General features: G+C 47.6%; 16 protein-coding genes. 8 read left to right on the top strand and 8 right to left on the bottom strand.

Annotation, left to right across the window (positions count from 1 at the left end; translation table 11 throughout):
• Window positions 1-784 precede the first annotated feature (784 nt).
• Together A9B99_RS06380 and A9B99_RS06375 are read left to right on the top strand one after the other, a co-directional pair.
• Window positions 785-1,090, top strand: a complete 306-nt coding sequence (locus A9B99_RS06380; RefSeq protein ID WP_064595777.1) for a hypothetical protein — start codon at window positions 785-787, stop codon at window positions 1,088-1,090.
• Between the two features lie 356 nt (window positions 1,091-1,446).
• Entirely contained in the window at window positions 1,447-2,157 is a 711-nt protein-coding gene (locus A9B99_RS06375; protein WP_064595775.1) for a CTP synthase C-terminal region-related (seleno)protein, read from the top strand.
• A 57-nt stretch (window positions 2,158-2,214) separates the two neighbouring features.
• On the opposite strand, the gene A9B99_RS06370 is transcribed toward A9B99_RS06375, so the two are convergent.
• Window positions 2,215-3,381 (bottom strand): MFS transporter, encoded by a 1,167-nt coding sequence (locus A9B99_RS06370; protein WP_064595773.1) that lies wholly within the window; start codon window positions 3,379-3,381, stop codon window positions 2,215-2,217.
• Between the two features lie 91 nt (window positions 3,382-3,472).
• On the opposite strand from A9B99_RS06370, the gene A9B99_RS06365 reads away from it, so the two are divergent.
• The gene (locus tag A9B99_RS06365) at window positions 3,473-4,279 is read left to right on the top strand and encodes an AraC family transcriptional regulator (RefSeq protein ID WP_064595771.1); all 807 of its coding nucleotides are present in this window, start codon (window positions 3,473-3,475) and stop codon (window positions 4,277-4,279) included.
• 21 nt (window positions 4,280-4,300) lie between these two features.
• Here the strand turns inward: A9B99_RS06365 and A9B99_RS06360 are convergent, their stop codons facing one another.
• The gene (locus A9B99_RS06360) at window positions 4,301-4,798 is read right to left on the bottom strand and encodes a YbaK/prolyl-tRNA synthetase associated domain-containing protein (RefSeq protein WP_064595770.1); all 498 of its coding nucleotides are present in this window, start codon (window positions 4,796-4,798) and stop codon (window positions 4,301-4,303) included.
• Window positions 4,799-4,996: 198 nt separating this feature from the next.
• Between A9B99_RS06360 and A9B99_RS24020 the strand changes: the two genes are divergently transcribed.
• The gene (locus tag A9B99_RS24020) at window positions 4,997-5,251 is read left to right on the top strand and encodes a hypothetical protein (RefSeq protein WP_197499256.1); all 255 of its coding nucleotides are present in this window, start codon (window positions 4,997-4,999) and stop codon (window positions 5,249-5,251) included.
• Between the two features lie 102 nt (window positions 5,252-5,353).
• Here A9B99_RS24020 and A9B99_RS06350 read toward each other — a convergent pair whose 3' ends face one another.
• Entirely contained in the window at window positions 5,354-6,652 is a 1,299-nt protein-coding gene (locus A9B99_RS06350) for a YeaH/YhbH family protein (protein WP_064595825.1), read from the bottom strand.
• 71 nt (window positions 6,653-6,723) lie between these two features.
• The gene (gene yeaG, locus A9B99_RS06345; protein ID WP_064595768.1) at window positions 6,724-8,658 is read right to left on the bottom strand and encodes a protein kinase YeaG; all 1,935 of its coding nucleotides are present in this window, start codon (window positions 8,656-8,658) and stop codon (window positions 6,724-6,726) included.
• Between the two features lie 557 nt (window positions 8,659-9,215).
• Between yeaG and A9B99_RS06340 the strand changes: the two genes are divergently transcribed.
• The gene (locus A9B99_RS06340; protein WP_156519010.1) at window positions 9,216-9,956 is read left to right on the top strand and encodes a MipA/OmpV family protein; all 741 of its coding nucleotides are present in this window, start codon (window positions 9,216-9,218) and stop codon (window positions 9,954-9,956) included.
• Window positions 9,957-10,092: 136 nt separating this feature from the next.
• Window positions 10,093-10,947 carry an aldo/keto reductase gene (locus A9B99_RS06335; RefSeq protein ID WP_064595764.1) on the top strand — a complete coding sequence of 285 codons (855 nt, stop codon included), beginning with the start codon at window positions 10,093-10,095 and terminating at the stop codon, window positions 10,945-10,947.
• A gap of 53 nt (window positions 10,948-11,000) precedes the next feature.
• Here A9B99_RS06335 and A9B99_RS06330 read toward each other — a convergent pair whose 3' ends face one another.
• Together A9B99_RS06330 and gapA are read right to left on the bottom strand one after the other, a co-directional pair.
• Window positions 11,001-11,882 carry a D-hexose-6-phosphate mutarotase gene (locus A9B99_RS06330; RefSeq protein WP_064595762.1) on the bottom strand — a complete coding sequence of 294 codons (882 nt, stop codon included), beginning with the start codon at window positions 11,880-11,882 and terminating at the stop codon, window positions 11,001-11,003.
• 69 nt (window positions 11,883-11,951) lie between these two features.
• Window positions 11,952-12,947 (bottom strand): glyceraldehyde-3-phosphate dehydrogenase, encoded by a 996-nt coding sequence (gene gapA / locus A9B99_RS06325; RefSeq protein ID WP_036108473.1) that lies wholly within the window; start codon window positions 12,945-12,947, stop codon window positions 11,952-11,954.
• Window positions 12,948-13,290: 343 nt separating this feature from the next.
• Here gapA and msrB point away from each other — a divergent pair, with 343 nt between their 5' ends.
• Together msrB and A9B99_RS06315 are read left to right on the top strand one after the other, a co-directional pair.
• On the top strand, window positions 13,291-13,704 hold the full coding sequence (gene msrB / locus A9B99_RS06320) for a peptide-methionine (R)-S-oxide reductase MsrB (RefSeq protein WP_064595760.1): 414 nt from the start codon (window positions 13,291-13,293) through the stop codon (window positions 13,702-13,704).
• A 44-nt stretch (window positions 13,705-13,748) separates the two neighbouring features.
• Window positions 13,749-14,030 carry a YeaC family protein gene (locus A9B99_RS06315; RefSeq protein ID WP_064595823.1) on the top strand — a complete coding sequence of 94 codons (282 nt, stop codon included), beginning with the start codon at window positions 13,749-13,751 and terminating at the stop codon, window positions 14,028-14,030.
• Between the two features lie 238 nt (window positions 14,031-14,268).
• Here A9B99_RS06315 and pncA read toward each other — a convergent pair whose 3' ends face one another.
• Both pncA and ansA read right to left on the bottom strand, forming a co-directional pair.
• Window positions 14,269-14,910: a bifunctional nicotinamidase/pyrazinamidase gene (pncA, locus tag A9B99_RS06310; protein ID WP_064595758.1), complete on the bottom strand. Its 642-nt coding sequence runs from the start codon at window positions 14,908-14,910 to the stop codon at window positions 14,269-14,271.
• 11 nt (window positions 14,911-14,921) lie between these two features.
• Window positions 14,922-15,935, bottom strand: a complete 1,014-nt coding sequence (gene ansA / locus A9B99_RS06305; protein ID WP_064595756.1) for an asparaginase — start codon at window positions 15,933-15,935, stop codon at window positions 14,922-14,924.
• Window positions 15,936-16,001 lie beyond the last annotated feature (66 nt).

Below are 16,001 nucleotides of genomic sequence, written 5' to 3'. Positions count from 1 at the left end.
CCTGAGTGCTGACTACTGAAGGGAGACCAACAATGGTTTTTGCTACCCATTAACCAGTGGTAGCGCATAATGCATTTACTTTGGCATTTCTGTTGCTGATATGGCAGACGTGGGCAGGCAGTTTACTGCATTGAAAAACGGTTATTGAGCGCGTAATGGCATTTTTTGATAAAAAAACCCCATCCAGAGTGGATGGGGAAAAATGATTTATCAATAGGGAATGATGCTCTCTGGTTTTCAATGAGAACACAGCAAATGTACTCGCTAATAGTGAACAGAACATGGAGAAATTATGGAATTTATATCCAGGCTTATGAATAAATGTCAAAACCGTATTTGCAGAAAATTCAGGCGGTATGAAAGAAGATAAAAAAAAAGGCCCCATTGCAAGGGGTGGGGCCAAAGTCAACTTATTGATTATGGAATGAGGTTCGGGGGTTATCCCTGAACAAATAAAATCTAGCAGTAAAAAAAGAATTAATAATGGAGGTAATGTGGAATTTGTGTTAAGCGGGGTTTCTGTGCTGTTTTTTGACTGTTAGATAAAATAGTTGTCTGGAAACTTGAAGGATAAGATTGGTTGTTCACCAAAACCATTTATTAAAGCGGTTAGATATTATTCGGGGCAGTCCGTTGCAAACTGTTAATGATGTTGAGACACATTATCAGTAACTGTGTTTTCATATGTATGTAATATAATCATTTTTTGTACAAAAAATATTTACTTTTTACACCAGGAATGCTCTGATCTACGCCGTCAAAAATCAGTGTAAGAGAAAAGGAAATGAGCGCGCTAAAACCTGGTAGTCTGGCCTTGATTATTGGTGCCAGAACTTTGTCTGGTCGAGTAAATATCGGTAAGTCTGTCTGCCTGTTTGAACGTTACTGCCCCGGTGAACGTTTCATTAATCCGGTCAACGGCGTAGATACAGTACTGCCAGCAGATTCAGGGTGCAGTCTGTGGTTGGTTACAGGAGATGTTATCGCGTTCGACAGGCAACCGGGTTTTGCATTTGTGCGTGATGATCACCTGATGCCGCTTGATAGTGACTTTTCATCCAGCGATGTGCTGGAAAGAATGATGGATTAATCGTGTGTCCGTATCTGGTTTCCCCTGCATGAAAGAAAACGGCAGGGCAAGCCAGGAGAGGTTAATCCCACCTGAATGGATCTTTTCAGAATGCTACAACGCTTTTTAAACGACTTTTCCCGCACACAAATTACCCGCTATCATGTATCAATCTTTTTTCTGGCAGACTTATCATAAATTTTTAATCCTGCTGTCAGCCAGTTAGCTTGTTTTCCCCAAAAAAACACCCGTTAATGTGATCGGCTCTGCAATACAGTTGCAGAGTAAATAAACAGGTCGTTTATTGGCTATTTGGGTTCCTGAGTGTCATGTAAAATTACTTAAGTAAGCCATTACTGTGTAATAAGGGTTACCCTATGACTACCTCACTGCCGAAGTCCACACTTCGTATCGCTCTGGTTGGTGATTACAACCATGAATCCGTAGTACATGATGCCATTCATTTAGCGTTAGATGACGCTGCTGCTGTGCTTGGTGTGACGGCAGATTATGACTGGATTGCAACAGAAGAAATAAATTCTGGTGAAGACCTGGTGGGCTATGATGCCATCTGGGTTGTTCCAGGAAGTCCTTATAAAAAGACTGAGGGTGTGTTATTGGCTATTCGCTATGCGCGTGAGCAAGGGATACCATTTCTTGGCACATGTGCAGGGTTCCAGTATGTTCTGATTGAATATGCCCGAAATGTTATGGGAATGTCTGATGCTGCGCATGCTGAGACAGGAACCGGTGGGAATATCATCATCACACCTTTATCCTGCCCCCTTGCAGGGAAATCCGAAGTTGTCTTACTTCACCCGGATACACAAATTGCAAAGGCGTATGGAAAGTCAGAAATTACTGAACACTACAATTGCCTCTATAGTGTCTCAGAAGATTTTATAGCCCGGCTGGCTGGGCAGGATTTGGTCGTCTCCGGAACTAACAAGGAAGGCGAAGCAAGGGTGGTTGAGTTGTCATCCCATCCTTATTTTGTTGCGACACTCTTTCAGCATGAACGCTCATCCCTTGATAAACGCCCATCTCCGTTGGTGCAGGGATTTTTAAAAGCAGTTCGTGTTATTTAGCTGCCATATCTTGTCGTCATGCCCCGAGACGAGTGAATCCGTTTCGGGGCATAATGCTTACTGGTGTGCTTTCCCTGCAACTGTTCCCAGAATGGCCATAACAACACCCAACATAGCGCAACCAAGAACAGGCCATGCCCATGAGTGTGTGAATGTATGGGCATTACCCGCTAAGGGGGGACCAAATGCAGCCAGTAAATAACCAACTGACTGGGCCATGCCAGACAACGAGGCTGCTTCATGAGCCGTTGAGGTTTTCAGGCCAATAAATGACAGCCCGAGGATCATTGTCGCGCCAGACCCAAAGCCAAACAGGCATACCCAAATGGAAGCGGCGGATGGGAAAAACCACAACCCTGCAAGGCTAAATGTGCAAAGTAAAGAAACTCCGGCAGCGATAGCGCGTTGGTCGCGCATCCGGCTTATCACCACGCCAATCAATAATCCAGGTACAGCGCAGGCGAGTTGCATTAACCCATGCAATGAGCCTGCCTGGATTTCGCTGTATCCGGCATCTGTCAGTATGATGGGCAACCAGCCAATCACCACATAGTAAATAAGCGAGTTGATACCTAAAAAGAGGGTAATGAACCAGGCGAGTGAACTGGACCAGATTCGTGGAGCAGAATTTGTGGTTTGCCGTACGTGGGTGGTCTGGGTACCTTTACCAACCTGATCCCACCACATCGCAAGTGCCAGTATCGGAAAAATCATCAGGCAGACTAATGCGCCCTGCCAGCCAAAACGGATAGCCAGTGGCACCATTGCTGCCGAGCCCAAACCGGCAGCAACGCCCATCGTCAGAGAATAAGCGCCGGTAAGGCGGGGAATACTCCCGGGAAAATCTCGTTTTATCAGCCCGGGTAGCAGTACATTTCCCACAGCAATACCGGCACCAATCAATACCGTTCCCACGTAGAGCCCCCAAAGGTTGCCACTGGAGCGCAGCAAAATGCCGGCGCAGATAATCAACAATGCGGTAACCAGACTTCGTTCCGGGCCAAAGTAGCGAGAAAAGCGGGCCACCAGTGGTGAGATGATGGCAAATGCGAACAGAGGCAAGGTGGTCAGTATCCCGGTTTGAGTGGCAGATAATGCAAACTGGTTGCTGACTTGATCCAGCAGTGGAGCAAGGCCGGTAAAAGAAGCACGAAGTGTGGCTGCAATCAGCAATATGCCGGCAATCATACGCCAGGGCGCGATTAAGCGAAGTGCGGTAGTCATTGTTTCTCCTCATTTACCGACATGATACGCCGTAAAGCGGTATGATGAATTAAGTTAAAATGACATTTTATCGCTGTAATCGGACAAAATAATGGCGCGAGACCTTGCACTCAGTGGCTTCATTCCGGATGAGAATCATGACCCGGCTGTCGCATTTTTTATTGAAACGGAAGATGACAAAGACCAGTTTTTTCCGTTACATAAACACCGTAAAGGGCAACTAATTCTGGTCCTGCATGGCGGCGTTTCATGCGAAGTTGAACAGGGGATGTGGATTGTTCCGCCAGGTTATGCGGTATGGATACCGGGTAATACGATGCACAGTAACCGGGCTATGGCGCGCGCAAGGCTGTGTTTTTTGTTTCTTGAAATGGGAGAAATTCCGATGCCAGAGCAATGTTGCACTCTTCAGGTTTCTCCTCTTGTAAGAGCATTAGTTTTGTCACTGGCTGAAAAAGGGCTGTCAAGATATGCGCGGGAACGCACGGCCCGCCTGGTGGCGGTTTTGCGTGATGAACTACCTGAATTGCCGGTTGCTCCTCTGCGGCTCCCTTCCTCCGGGCATCCTAAAATTTGTCAGATGGCAAGATTCATGGCCGATAACCCGGGAAGCCGCCGAACTTTGTCTGAATGGGCAAAACACCTGGCAATGAGTGAGCGAAACTTATCACGGTTCATTTTGCGCGAGACAGGAATGACGTGGCGCCACTGGCGACAGCAGTTGATAGTGATTATGGCAGTACGTTATTTAATTGCAGGGCAGAGTGTTCAGGTGGTGTCACGCACTCTTGGTTATGAATCAACCACGGCTTTTATTAATATATTTCGCCAGGTGTTGGGCACTACGCCAGGACGCTATCTTGATCAACAAATGGGTGACACAGATAAATCTGCCTGAACCTTGCGGCGACAAAAGAGTTCAACGGGTAAAGTTCACCAGTTGCGGGCGGGCAATGCGCAAGTAATCTTCGGTATTGAGAATAATAGATTTTTCCAGGCGACCCGCATTGAAGGCAATTTCTTGCTGCTGGAGAAATAACCCCGGGTCTGCAATCAGGGTAAGCTCCGGGTGAAAACTGAAAGGTGGAATGGCGCCAAAAACGCACTGAGTAAGTGTTGCTACTTCCAACGGGCTTGCCAGTGATGCTTTTAGCCCGCCAAAATGGTGCGCGATTTTACTCAGGTCGGCCTGTTGTGCTGCACTCAGGATAGCCAGCACATGGTGTTTAACACTGTTTCCCTTCACTTTACACACCAGCGCCTTGGCACCTTGTTCCAGCCGGGTTCCCCGAACCACAGAAACGGCTTCACACTTGCCAACGGGTTCATGCTCCATAATGCGAAAACGTGCCTCTTCATGAGTCAGTAAAGATACAAGCTGGTGGTAGATATCCTGATTAATTTCGTGCTCGGTCATACCGCTATCTCACAAGCTGCTGGATTATCCAGTGTATACCGCACACTGTTCTTTGCCACTGTTTTGCTGTTGTTTTGTTAAGGAATGGGAATATAACCAGATCTCGCTTTTCGCGGCATGTGCGCTTGTTGAGGCAACATACGTCATTGTCAGTGTGTTGCGAACAGTTTCAGGAGTCAGTATGAGTATTGAATTAAATTGGCAAAAAAATTGCCATCGCTTGTTGGATTATACTTTGTGGCAATAAAGTTGGGGCCAGTTGCTGGTGTTTATGATTTTGCACAATGGAATGGCACTGAATGGGAATTACAGACAGAGGGTGAGGTGATGGGTTATGTTGATATACAGGAATTTAAAAATTCACTTGATATTAAATGGCCTGGGGAGCTGGTCAGAGTTAATAGTGGACAGAAATCATCAGGAGATAATTCTGAACTGTGGTCCGAATATTAAATATTTGCCAGATTAAGCAGATCATGACCCCAGCAAGGAACGGTGACACCAATAGCAGAAAATCAGCCAGAAAAGAGTTCTTAACTGGCTGATTGTAAAAGACTAGCTGCTCATTTCAGCTGCTTGCTTATGGAACAGCTCTCTGAATACCGGGTAAATATCATCCTGGTCACGAATATGCTGCATGGAGAAATTTTCGAACATTGACTGCAAATGTTCATATTCCCGCCATAACGTTTGGTGCGCTCGCCGTGTTATTTCGATATAACAATAGTAACGCACCACAGGCAGTAAGCGTTTAGCCAGAATTTCGTGGCAAAGAGGCGAATCATCAGCCCAGTTATCGCCATCGGATGCCTGTGCGGCATAGATGTTCCATTGGGCCGGGTCATAACGTTCTTTGACCACTTCATCCATCAGCTTTAACGCACTGGAAACGATGGTTCCTCCGGTTTCCTGTGAGTAGAAAAACTCATGTTCATCCACTTCTTTGGCCTGGGTATGGTGGCGAATATACACCACCTCCACATTCTTGTATGTTCTGCTCAGGAACAGATAAAGCAGAATGTAGAAGCGCTTAGCCATATCCTTGGTTGCCTGATCCATTGAGCCAGACACATCCATTAAGCAAAACATGACCGCCTGGCTGGACGGTTCCGGGCGTTTCTCAAAGTTTTTGTAGCGTAAATCGAATGTGTCAATAAAAGGCACCCGGGCAATTTTTTCACGCAATTCTGCAATTTCTTTGCGCAGCCGTTCCTCTTCCAGCAGTTGTACCGGTTCGGTGTGCTCTACTGTATCCAGTGCGGCCTCCAGCTCCCGCAATTGCCTGCGTTTACCGGCACTCATTGCTGTGCGGCGGGCGAGTGAATTTTGTAGTGAACGAACCACACTAATGTTGGCTGGCACACCATTGGCCGTATACCCGGAGCGGTGTGTTTTGAACTCATTTAACTGCCGTTGCTGATTTTTCTTCAGGTTTGGCAGCGCCAAATCTTCAAAGAGCAGATCCAGATATTCATCTTTGGATATCTGAAACACAAACTCGTCCTGGCCTTCGCCATCATTGCTGGCCTGGCCTTCCCCACTCCCTGAACCGCCACCGCCCTGAGGGCGTTCTATACGGTCTTTCTCAACAAAATGGTCATTACCGGGATGGACACGCTGGCGCATCCCGCCACGCCCCTGATGGAACATTGGCTCATTAATGTCATCGACAGGTATGGAAACCGATTCGCCGCTCTCCACGTCGGTTACCGAACGCTTATTAATGGCCTCGGAAATCGACTGTTTGATTTGCGCTTTATAACGGCGCAAAAAGCGCTGGCGGTTAACCGTGCTTTTATTTTTACCGTTAAGACGCCGGTCAATAAAATAGGCCATATTTCCCCCAAACTTCATGCCAAAGCGCAGATTCACCACTGCATATTGTGCAGTGTACAGGCGCTGTGCCTTGCCAGCGCCTGTTATGGTTATGAGGACTTCCGTACACGCAGATACCATTCACATAACAAACGAACCTGTTTACGTGTGTAACCTTTTTCCATCATTCGATCGACAAAGTCATCGTGTTTTTTCTGCTCGTCGGTTGAGGTTTTGGCATTGAACGAAATAACAGGTAACAACTCCTCAGTGTTCGAGAACATTTTTTTCTCAATCACTGTGCGCAGTTTCTCGTAACTGGTCCAGTTCGGGTTACGTCCACTGTTATTCGCTCTGGCACGTAAGACGAAATTGACTATCTCGTTACGAAAATCTTTCGGGTTGCTGATACCAGCTGGTTTTTCAATTTTTTCCAGTTCAGCATTGAGTGCTTCACGGTCAAACAACTGGCCAGTATCCGGATCACGGTACTCCTGGTCCTGAATCCAAAAATCTGCGTATGTAACATAACGGTCAAAGATATTCTGCCCATATTCAGAATAGGATTCGAGGTAGGCTGTCTGAATCTCTTTGCCAATAAACTCTGCATATTTGGGGATCAGGTAGCCTTTCAGGAATTCAAGATACCGTTCAGCCTGCTCCTGTGGAAATTGCTCACGCTCAATTTGCTGTTCCAGTACATAGAACAAATGTACCGGGTTTGCGGCAACTTCTGCGTGGTCAAAGTTAAATACGCGGGATAAGATCTTGAAGGCGAAACGTGTCGAAAGCCCGTTCATCCCTTCATCCACACCCGCGTAGTCCCGGTATTCCTGATAGGACTTCGCTTTCGGGTCAGTATCTTTGAGGCTTTCACCATCATAAACCCGCATTTTCGAATACATACTGGAATTTTCCGGCTCTTTCAGGCGCGAAAGGATAGAGAAACGCGCCAGTGTTTCCAGGGTACCAGGAGCGCAAGGTGCGTGGGTCAGTTCACTGTGGTTGAGCAGTTTCTCATAGATCTTAATTTCTTCAGAAATCCGCAGGCAATAAGGCACTTTGACGATATAAACACGGTCAAGGAATGCTTCATTGTTTTTGTTATTACGGAACTGCACCCATTCAGATTCGTTCGAGTGGGCAAGGATAATGCCATTAAAGGGCAGAGCAGAAATCCCTTCAGTACCGTTGTAGTTGCCTTCCTGAGTTGCTGTCAACAATGGATGCAGCACCTTTATGGGTGCTTTGAACATTTCTACAAACTCCATGATTCCCTGGTTCGCACGGCACAGTGCACCAGAATAACCATAGGCGTCAGGATCATTTTGAGCATAATGTTCAAGTTTACGGATATCCACTTTACCGACCAGGGCGGAAATATCCTGGTTGTTTTCATCACCTGGCTCAGTCTTGGCAATCGCCAACTGTTCGAGGATGGATGGCCAGACTTTGACCACCTTAAATTTGGTGATATCACCACCAAATTCATGCAGGCGTTTAGCAGCCCAGGGTGACATAATTGTGCCCAGGTAGCGTTTAGGAATACCGTATTCTTTCTCGAGTATTTCACCATCTTCCTGCGGGTTGAATAAGCAGAAAGGATGGTCATTGACCGGACTGCGCTCACCATTGGCACTCAGGACATAGATGGGAACACGCTGCATCAATGACTTCAGGCGTTCAGCCAGTGAAGATTTGCCGCCACCTACTGGCCCCAACAGATAAAGAATCTGTTTCTTCTCTTCGAGCCCCTGAGCCGCGTGTTTCAAATAAGAAACAATCTGTTCAATAGCTTCTTCCATGCCATAAAATTCTTCAAAGGCAGGATAGCGCGCGATGACGCGATTCGAAAAGAGACGGGATAGCCGTGGTTCTTGTGCTGTGTCCACCATCACCGGCTCGCCTATGGCCATCAACAGCCGTTCTGCCGCGTTAGCATAGGCACTGCGATCTTGCCGGCAAGTGGCGAGAAACTCCTGCAGTGTGAATTCTTCGTCCTTGGCAGCTTCGTAACGCTGACGATAGTGATCGAATATATTCATGGCGTACCGTCCTGTTATAAATTCTGGGAACATGTTACAGCTATCAGTTTTTCCTACTTTTAGCGGTGGTATGCAACGGCATTCAAAAACACAACACCGTCCTATTTGTTATGAGCGTCTATTGTCGATTGATCAAGTTGTTAGCGTGGCGGGATATTGCCGTGATTGGTTAAAAATTGAGCTGAAATTGGTTTATTGGTCTGTTTTTATTTTAAATTAAGTGTAAATTTCTATTGTTTTGTTTTTTGTCGATATAATCAACCAACATTGAAGGGTGGCCAAATGTTGGTAAATTTTTAAATGATGTGCAGAAAAGCAAGATTGCAGCACAATTGGTGTGTTATCGCCTGAGAAAAGTATTCTGTTTTCTGTGCTGTAGAGAGTGGTTAACTCTCAATTGGTTGTTAATAAAGAAATAACTCAGGTGATTATAATTAGCAGATAATAATGAATAAAAAATGACAACCAGTAAAAATGGGATTATCTGATTAAGGGTAAACAAAGCATCTGCTACACTTTGTGCGTTTTTATCGCTAAGGAATGAGCTAAAAGTGAATATGCGTTCTGTAATATTGATGAGCACACTGGCGTTTGGGGTTTGCCAGAGTGCAGGCGCAGCAAGCTGGTCTTTGGGCGCTGGCGCACTGGTTTCTCCAGACCCTTACGTAGGCTATAAAAATAAAGTTTATCCCGTTCCTGTGATTGGCTATGAAGGGGAGAGCTTTTATTTTCGTGGGTTTAATGGCGGCTATTATTTGTGGAATGACGAGAGCGACAAAGTTGCGTTAACGGCGTTTTATTCCCCCATTCACTTCCGCGCAAAAGACAGTTCGAACCATCAAATGAAACGGCTGGACAACCGTTATGCCACGGTTATGGGGGGAATTACCTGGACCCATAATACTGCGCAATTCGGCTCTCTGCGTACAGTACTGGCCGGTGATATGCTGGACAACAGCAATGGTATCACCTGGGATAACACATGGCTTTACCATTATCAGTATGGCCGCTGGAACCTGAGCCCGGGCGTAGGGATACAATGGAACAGCGCCAACCATAATGATTATTACTATGGGGTGAGCCGGTCTGAATCCAGCCGTAGCGGTATCCATTCATGGGATGCCGGAAGTTCGTGGAACCCGTATGTTGAGCTTTCTGTGAATTACGCTGTAACACCTTCCTGGAGTATTTTTGGCATGGGTCGTTATGTTCGCCTTGGCAAGGCGATTAAAGACAGTCCTATGGTAAACAGCTCATGGACGGGTGTATTACTGACAGGTGTTAATTACAGATTTTAAACTGAAATTTCAGGCAGTTTTACGGGGCGCTTGCGCCCCGTTTGTTTTACAGTCAGTGTAACCATAAGCAGATGACTGATAACCGGGGGAGCAGACGTTCCACCGGTATGGGTTTTAAAACCAGAGGTATCAGACGATGGATAAACGCAAGGTTGTGCTTCCTGACAACACCGCATTGCCCGCAATTGGCCAGGGAACCTGGTATATGGGGGAGCGCTCCAGTGATATTACCCAGGAAGTGCGCGCGCTTCAGGCGGGAATTGATGCCGGATTGACGTTGATTGATACTGCTGAAATGTATGCTGACGGTGGTGCTGAACGCGTAGTTGGCAAAGCGATTTCCGGGTGTCGTGATCAGGTGTTTTTGGTATCCAAGGTGTATCCCTGGAACGCGGGTGGCCAAAAGGCGATTGAAGCCTGTGAGGGTAGCCTGAAGCGGCTGGGGACTGACTATCTGGATTTATGGTTGCTGCACTGGCGGGGGAATATCCCACTGGAAGAAACAGTACGCGTGATGGAGAGCCTGGTTAAGCAGGGGAAAATCAGGCGGTGGGGTGTGTCTAACCTTGATGCCAGCGATATGCAGGAGCTGTGGGATATTCAGGGTGGTCAGGCCTGTATGGTCAATCAGGTACTCTATCACTTAGCTTCACGCGGTATTGAATATGATTTATTACCCTGGTGTAGCACCCACCATATACCTGTAATGGCGTATTCCCCGCTCGCTCAGGCCGGGCGCTTGCGCAGGGGGTTGATGCAGCATAGTGGAATACTGTCCATGGCCGCTGAGTTGGGCGTTACTGTTGCGCAGTTGCTGCTAGCCTGGGTGATTCGCCACCCCGGTGTGATGGCTATTCCCAAGGCGTCTTCTGTTGAACATGTTCAACAGAATGCACAGGCAGCAAATATTGTGCTGACCCAGGCGCATTGTGAGTTACTTGATTCTTTTTTTGTGCCACCGGTACACAAGATGCCACTTGATATGGTGTGAGTGAACGAGGCGCAAACTTGCCAGTTGCGCCTCGTTTTACAGTTTTTCAGGCGTTATTTGCTGACAGAGAGCACGCAAGCCAGGCGGCCCGGCTGGCTGGCAGTGACTTTTTGCGGGATGGTCGCATTAACGGCTTCAACACAAACGAAGGTTTTATAACCATCATCCGGAACATCACTCATACTGACAGATAATGCCGGGCCCGGATTCCACGCAACAACGTTGCAGTTATGGTGATGAACCACATCAATACGGCGCGGCAGGCTCTTATCGTGGATGACGCTACAGGCTTCAGCCTCAAGATAAACACGGTCAACCCGGTCCGGGAAGGTCTGGATGCCATCGCTAAGCTGGTCTTCAACACCGCCTTTAACTTTATCAATGAACCGGTGGCCCAGGCCACTCACGCTCACCGCGCTAATATCACCAACGGTGAAGTAGGTATGCAGTGCAGATTGCGTTTCAAATTCGCCGTGAGATTCCAGTTCCATTTCACAAGTTGCCCCAAGTTTAAAACGGGCATAAAGCGTGAAATCATGAGGCCAGTACTTACGGGATGCATCGCTACTTTTTAGTTCGAATGTTAATACAACACCGTTATTGTCTTCGTTATGAGCGCTGAGTTGCCAGTCCAGGTTACGGGCGAAACCATGGGACGGCAATGATGAATCTTTTGCCGGACCAAACCAGGGCCAACAAATGGGAACGCCACCGCGGATAGCCTGACCATGTTCAAACAGAGATGCTTCACTCAGCCACAGCACTTCTTTTTCACCTGCGGGTTGCCATGACAGAAGATGTGCGCCCTGAAGCGCTACGGAAGCTTTCACGGCTGGGTGATTGACAACCAAAATATCCAGTTCACCCAGCTGCCGGCGAGATATTGTAGCTGTAACCTGTTCCAGTACCGGTAGTGCAAAGATTTTTTCAATCATTAATGCCTTCCTCTGTGATGAAATAAAAAAGGGCGACCGAAGTCGCCCTTAGGATCAGATGCTCATCTCTTATTTAGAGATGTGAGCGATCAGATCCAGTACTTTGTTAGAGTAACCAGTTTCGTTGTCGTACCAGGATACCAGTTTCACAAAGTTGTCGTTCAGTGCGATACCAGCTTTGGCATCAAACACAGAAGTGCACACTTCGCCGTTGAAATCGGTAGATACCACGTCGTCTTCAGTGTAACCCAGAACGCCTTTCATCGGGCCTTCGCTCGCTGCTTTGATAGCGGCTTTGATTTGTTCGTAGGTTGCAGCTTTTTCCAGACGTACAGTCAGGTCAACAACAGATACGTTCGGGGTAGGAACGCGGAACGCCATACCAGTCAGTTTGCCGTTCAGTTCTGGCAGTACTTTACCTACTGCTTTAGCTGCACCGGTAGAAGACGGGATGATGTTCTGAGCAGCGCCACGACCACCGCGCCAGTCTTTGTGAGACGGGCCATCAACAGTTTTCTGAGTAGCGGTAGTTGCGTGAACAGTAGTCATCAGACCTTCGATGATGCCGAAGTTGTCGTTGATAACTTTAGCCAGCGGTGCCAGGCAGTTGGTGGTGCAGGATGCGTTGGAAACGATATCCTGGCCAGCATATTTTTCGAAGTTAGCGCCGCGAACGAACATCGGAGTGCTGTCTTTGGACGGGCCAGTCATAACGACTTTTTTGGCGCCAGCCGTGATGTGTTTACGAGCGGTTTCGTCAGTCAGGAAGATACCAGTCGCTTCTGCAACGACATCAACACCAACTTCGTCCCATTTCAGATTAGCCGGGTCTCTTTCAGCGGTAACGCGGATTTTTTTACCGTCAACAACCAGGTGGCCGTCTTTCACTTCAACGGTACCGTCGAAACGGCCGTGAGTGGAGTCATATTTCAGCATGTAAGCCATGTACTCAGCGTCTAACAGATCGTTGATTGCAACAATCTCAATGTCAGAACGTTTCTGAGCAGCACGGAAAACAATGCGACCGATACGGCCAAAACCGTTGATACCTACTTTGATAGTCATATATTCCACCAGCTATTTGTTAGTGAATAAAAGGTTGGCTGTAAAATTACAAAAACCTTACGCAGCGTCAAGCGGAATCGTGTCAATCATTGCGACAAATCAATCCTCTGCGTAAGCTTTGTGCGACTGACTGCCTCTTCATCCATTTGGGCTACAAGTCTCTATGGGGACTGCGCCCAGAATTTTAAAGTCAGCTCTATAGAATAATGTGACTTAGATCACAAATGAAATTGCGTCGCTTTTACAGGCTACAGTTTAGAACAAAAGTCGCGCCTTGAGTGTTAATGTTTTGTTAGAATCCTTGAGAGAATTTGATAAACCCATTAATGCCGGAAGTACACCCATGAGCAATTCATCCCAAAATGACGATATAAAAAAGACGCTGACTGAAATGCAATTTTTTGTCACTCAGGAACGTGGCACGGAACCCCCTTTTACCGGGCAATTATTGCACAACAAGCGTGATGGCCTGTATCACTGCCTGGTGTGTAATGCGCCACTCTTCAGGTCTGAAACAAAATACGATTCTGGTTGTGGTTGGCCCAGCTTTTTTGAGCCAGTCGACAGTAGGGCTGTTCGTTATCTGAATGACTATTCACATGGAATGCAGCGCACTGAAATTCGATGCGCACATTGTGACGCACATTTAGGGCACGTATTCCCTGATGGTCCGCGACCTACTGGCGAACGCTATTGTGTGAATTCCGCTTCGCTAAGCTTTACTGACGGGCAGTCTGGTGAAGAGATTAAAGGCTAATTGAAACGTTTCAGCAAATTATTCCAGCAAGGAGAGAAATGATGATGGATTTTGAGGCTGTATTATCCACAATGACACCGGAAATTTATCAGCGTCTTGCAACGGCGGTGGAACTGGGAAAGTGGCCTGATGGTGTTCCTCTGACTCCGGAACAAAAAGAAAACTGCCTGCAACTGGTCATGCTCTGGCAACAGCGAACCAATGCTGACCCGGAACATATGACAATTGGTACCAATGGGCAGATTATGATGAAAAGCAAACAGCAACTAAAAGCGGAGTTCGGCATTGAAACGTCACCGATTGTGACCCTGAAACCACAAGACTAACAACGTTGTGACTCTGGCAGCAGGAATGTACTTATTTGGCTTTTGCTGATGCGGGATTTTGTGACGTTGTCACGTTTGTCGGCGCCAGGTGCCTGGTAATCAACACCCTGGGTACTCTGGGGATAGTTTGACCACTAACACAACGTTTGTGCTGCAATTAAAAACGCGAGCCCGTGTGCAGGCTCGCGCGAGTATCAAGGTACAAACATTGCCTGCCGAACATGGCGTGTCAGTGGCCTCAACTTTCTGATTCTAACCAGTCTTCCAGTGTGTATAGAGTTGCGCCGGCACAGGACATATCCTGAAACGCGCGGGTACTGTCGCCTGCCTGCATTTCAACACCCCGACACCCATCGACAATGACTGCAACCTGATAGCCCAGTTTGAGTGCGTCCAGCACTGTATACTTGACGCAGTAATCCGTAGCCAGGCCCATAATAATCAATTGGTCTGCCTGAACATGCTGGAGCCAGGCGTGGAGCTGCGTTTCTTGCCGGTGCCCGTTGTCAAAAAATGCGCTGTAACTGTCAATCAGCGCATTTTCACCTTTGTGAAAACAGGCGGAGATGGACCCTTGTTTCAGTAACGGATGTAACTCGGCACCCGTCGTGTTCTGAACACAATGATCCGGCCACCAGGTCTGCTCAAGCCCATCCAGCATCCCTGTTGTGAAGGGCTCTGCACCCTGCACCCGTGCAAAACTACCGTGATGTTGCGGGTGCCAGTCCTGAGACGCGATAACAATTTCTCCGCGAGCCTCGCACCATTCTATCAACTGATTGGCAACCTCAACAGTAGCGTCACCTTCGGCGACAGCCAGTGCGCCCCCGGCACAAAAATCATTCTGGATATCAACCAGCAATAAGGCTCTGCGTGCCATGCAAACCTCCATCAGTCAGGAGTCAGTTCACCGCGTAAATTGCTCATCATCTGCTGGCGTACTGTTTCACTGTCCAGGTTCTGGCTGAGCAGATAATGTAACTTAGTCAGTGTCGCTTCCACGGTCATATCGTAGCCACTAATCACGCCCGCCTGGGCCAGCGCATTTCCAGTAGCATAGCCTCCCATATTGACTTTACCAGACATACACTGCGTCAGGTTTACGACAACAATACCCCGGTCGCAGGCTTCCTGTAATGTTTCAGTAAATGAGCGATTTTGTGGGGCATTGCCTACTCCGTAGGAACGCAGAATGAGGGCTTTTACGGGCTGGCGTACAAAGTTACGCACCACGTCGGCCGCAATACCTGGGTAAATTGTTACCACCCCAATTGGTTGCGGAGTAATGGGGTGCACCTGTAATTCTCCCAGTCCAGAAGGCGCGGGAGTGGTATTAAGGCGGCGAATATGAATGCCTGCTTCCAGTAATGGCGGCAGGTTAGGTGAGGCAAAAGCATCAAAACCATCAGCATGGGCTTTAGTTGTCCGGTTACCACGATACAGACGGTTATTGAAGAACAATGTCACTTCGTTGATAGGATAATTTGCCGCAATGTATAACGCATTTAGCAAGTTTATCTGCCCATCGGAACGCAGTTCAGCAAGGGGGATCTGCGAGCCGGTGACAATCACGGGTTTGCCAAGGTTTTCCAGCATAAACGACAACGCGGAAGACGTGAATGCCATGGTGTCCGTTCCGTGCAGGATAACGAAACCGTCATATTGGTCATAGTGTGCGGCGATATCATCGGCAATATGCTGCCAGTCCTCAGGCGTCATATCGGATGAATCCATCAGCGGCTGGTATTCATGAATGGTAAACGCAGGCATCTCAGGCCGGTGGAACTCAGGCATCTGCGCGAGCTGGCGCTGTAAATGACCAGAAACAGGTATATAACCATTCTCAGAACGTTGCATACCGATGGTGCCGCCAGTGTAAGCGACATAAATAGATTTTTTTTGCATATCAGGGCCCTGGGGTACGTAAACAGGCGCAGTATAGTGAGGAATTACTAAAAAATCAGCCCGGAT

Source organism: Mangrovibacter phragmitis, assembly GCF_001655675.1.
GTDB lineage: Bacteria > Pseudomonadota > Gammaproteobacteria > Enterobacterales > Enterobacteriaceae > Mangrovibacter > Mangrovibacter phragmitis.
Note: the sequence above shows the minus strand (reverse complement) of the source record. Positions and strands in the feature narration are given on the sequence as shown.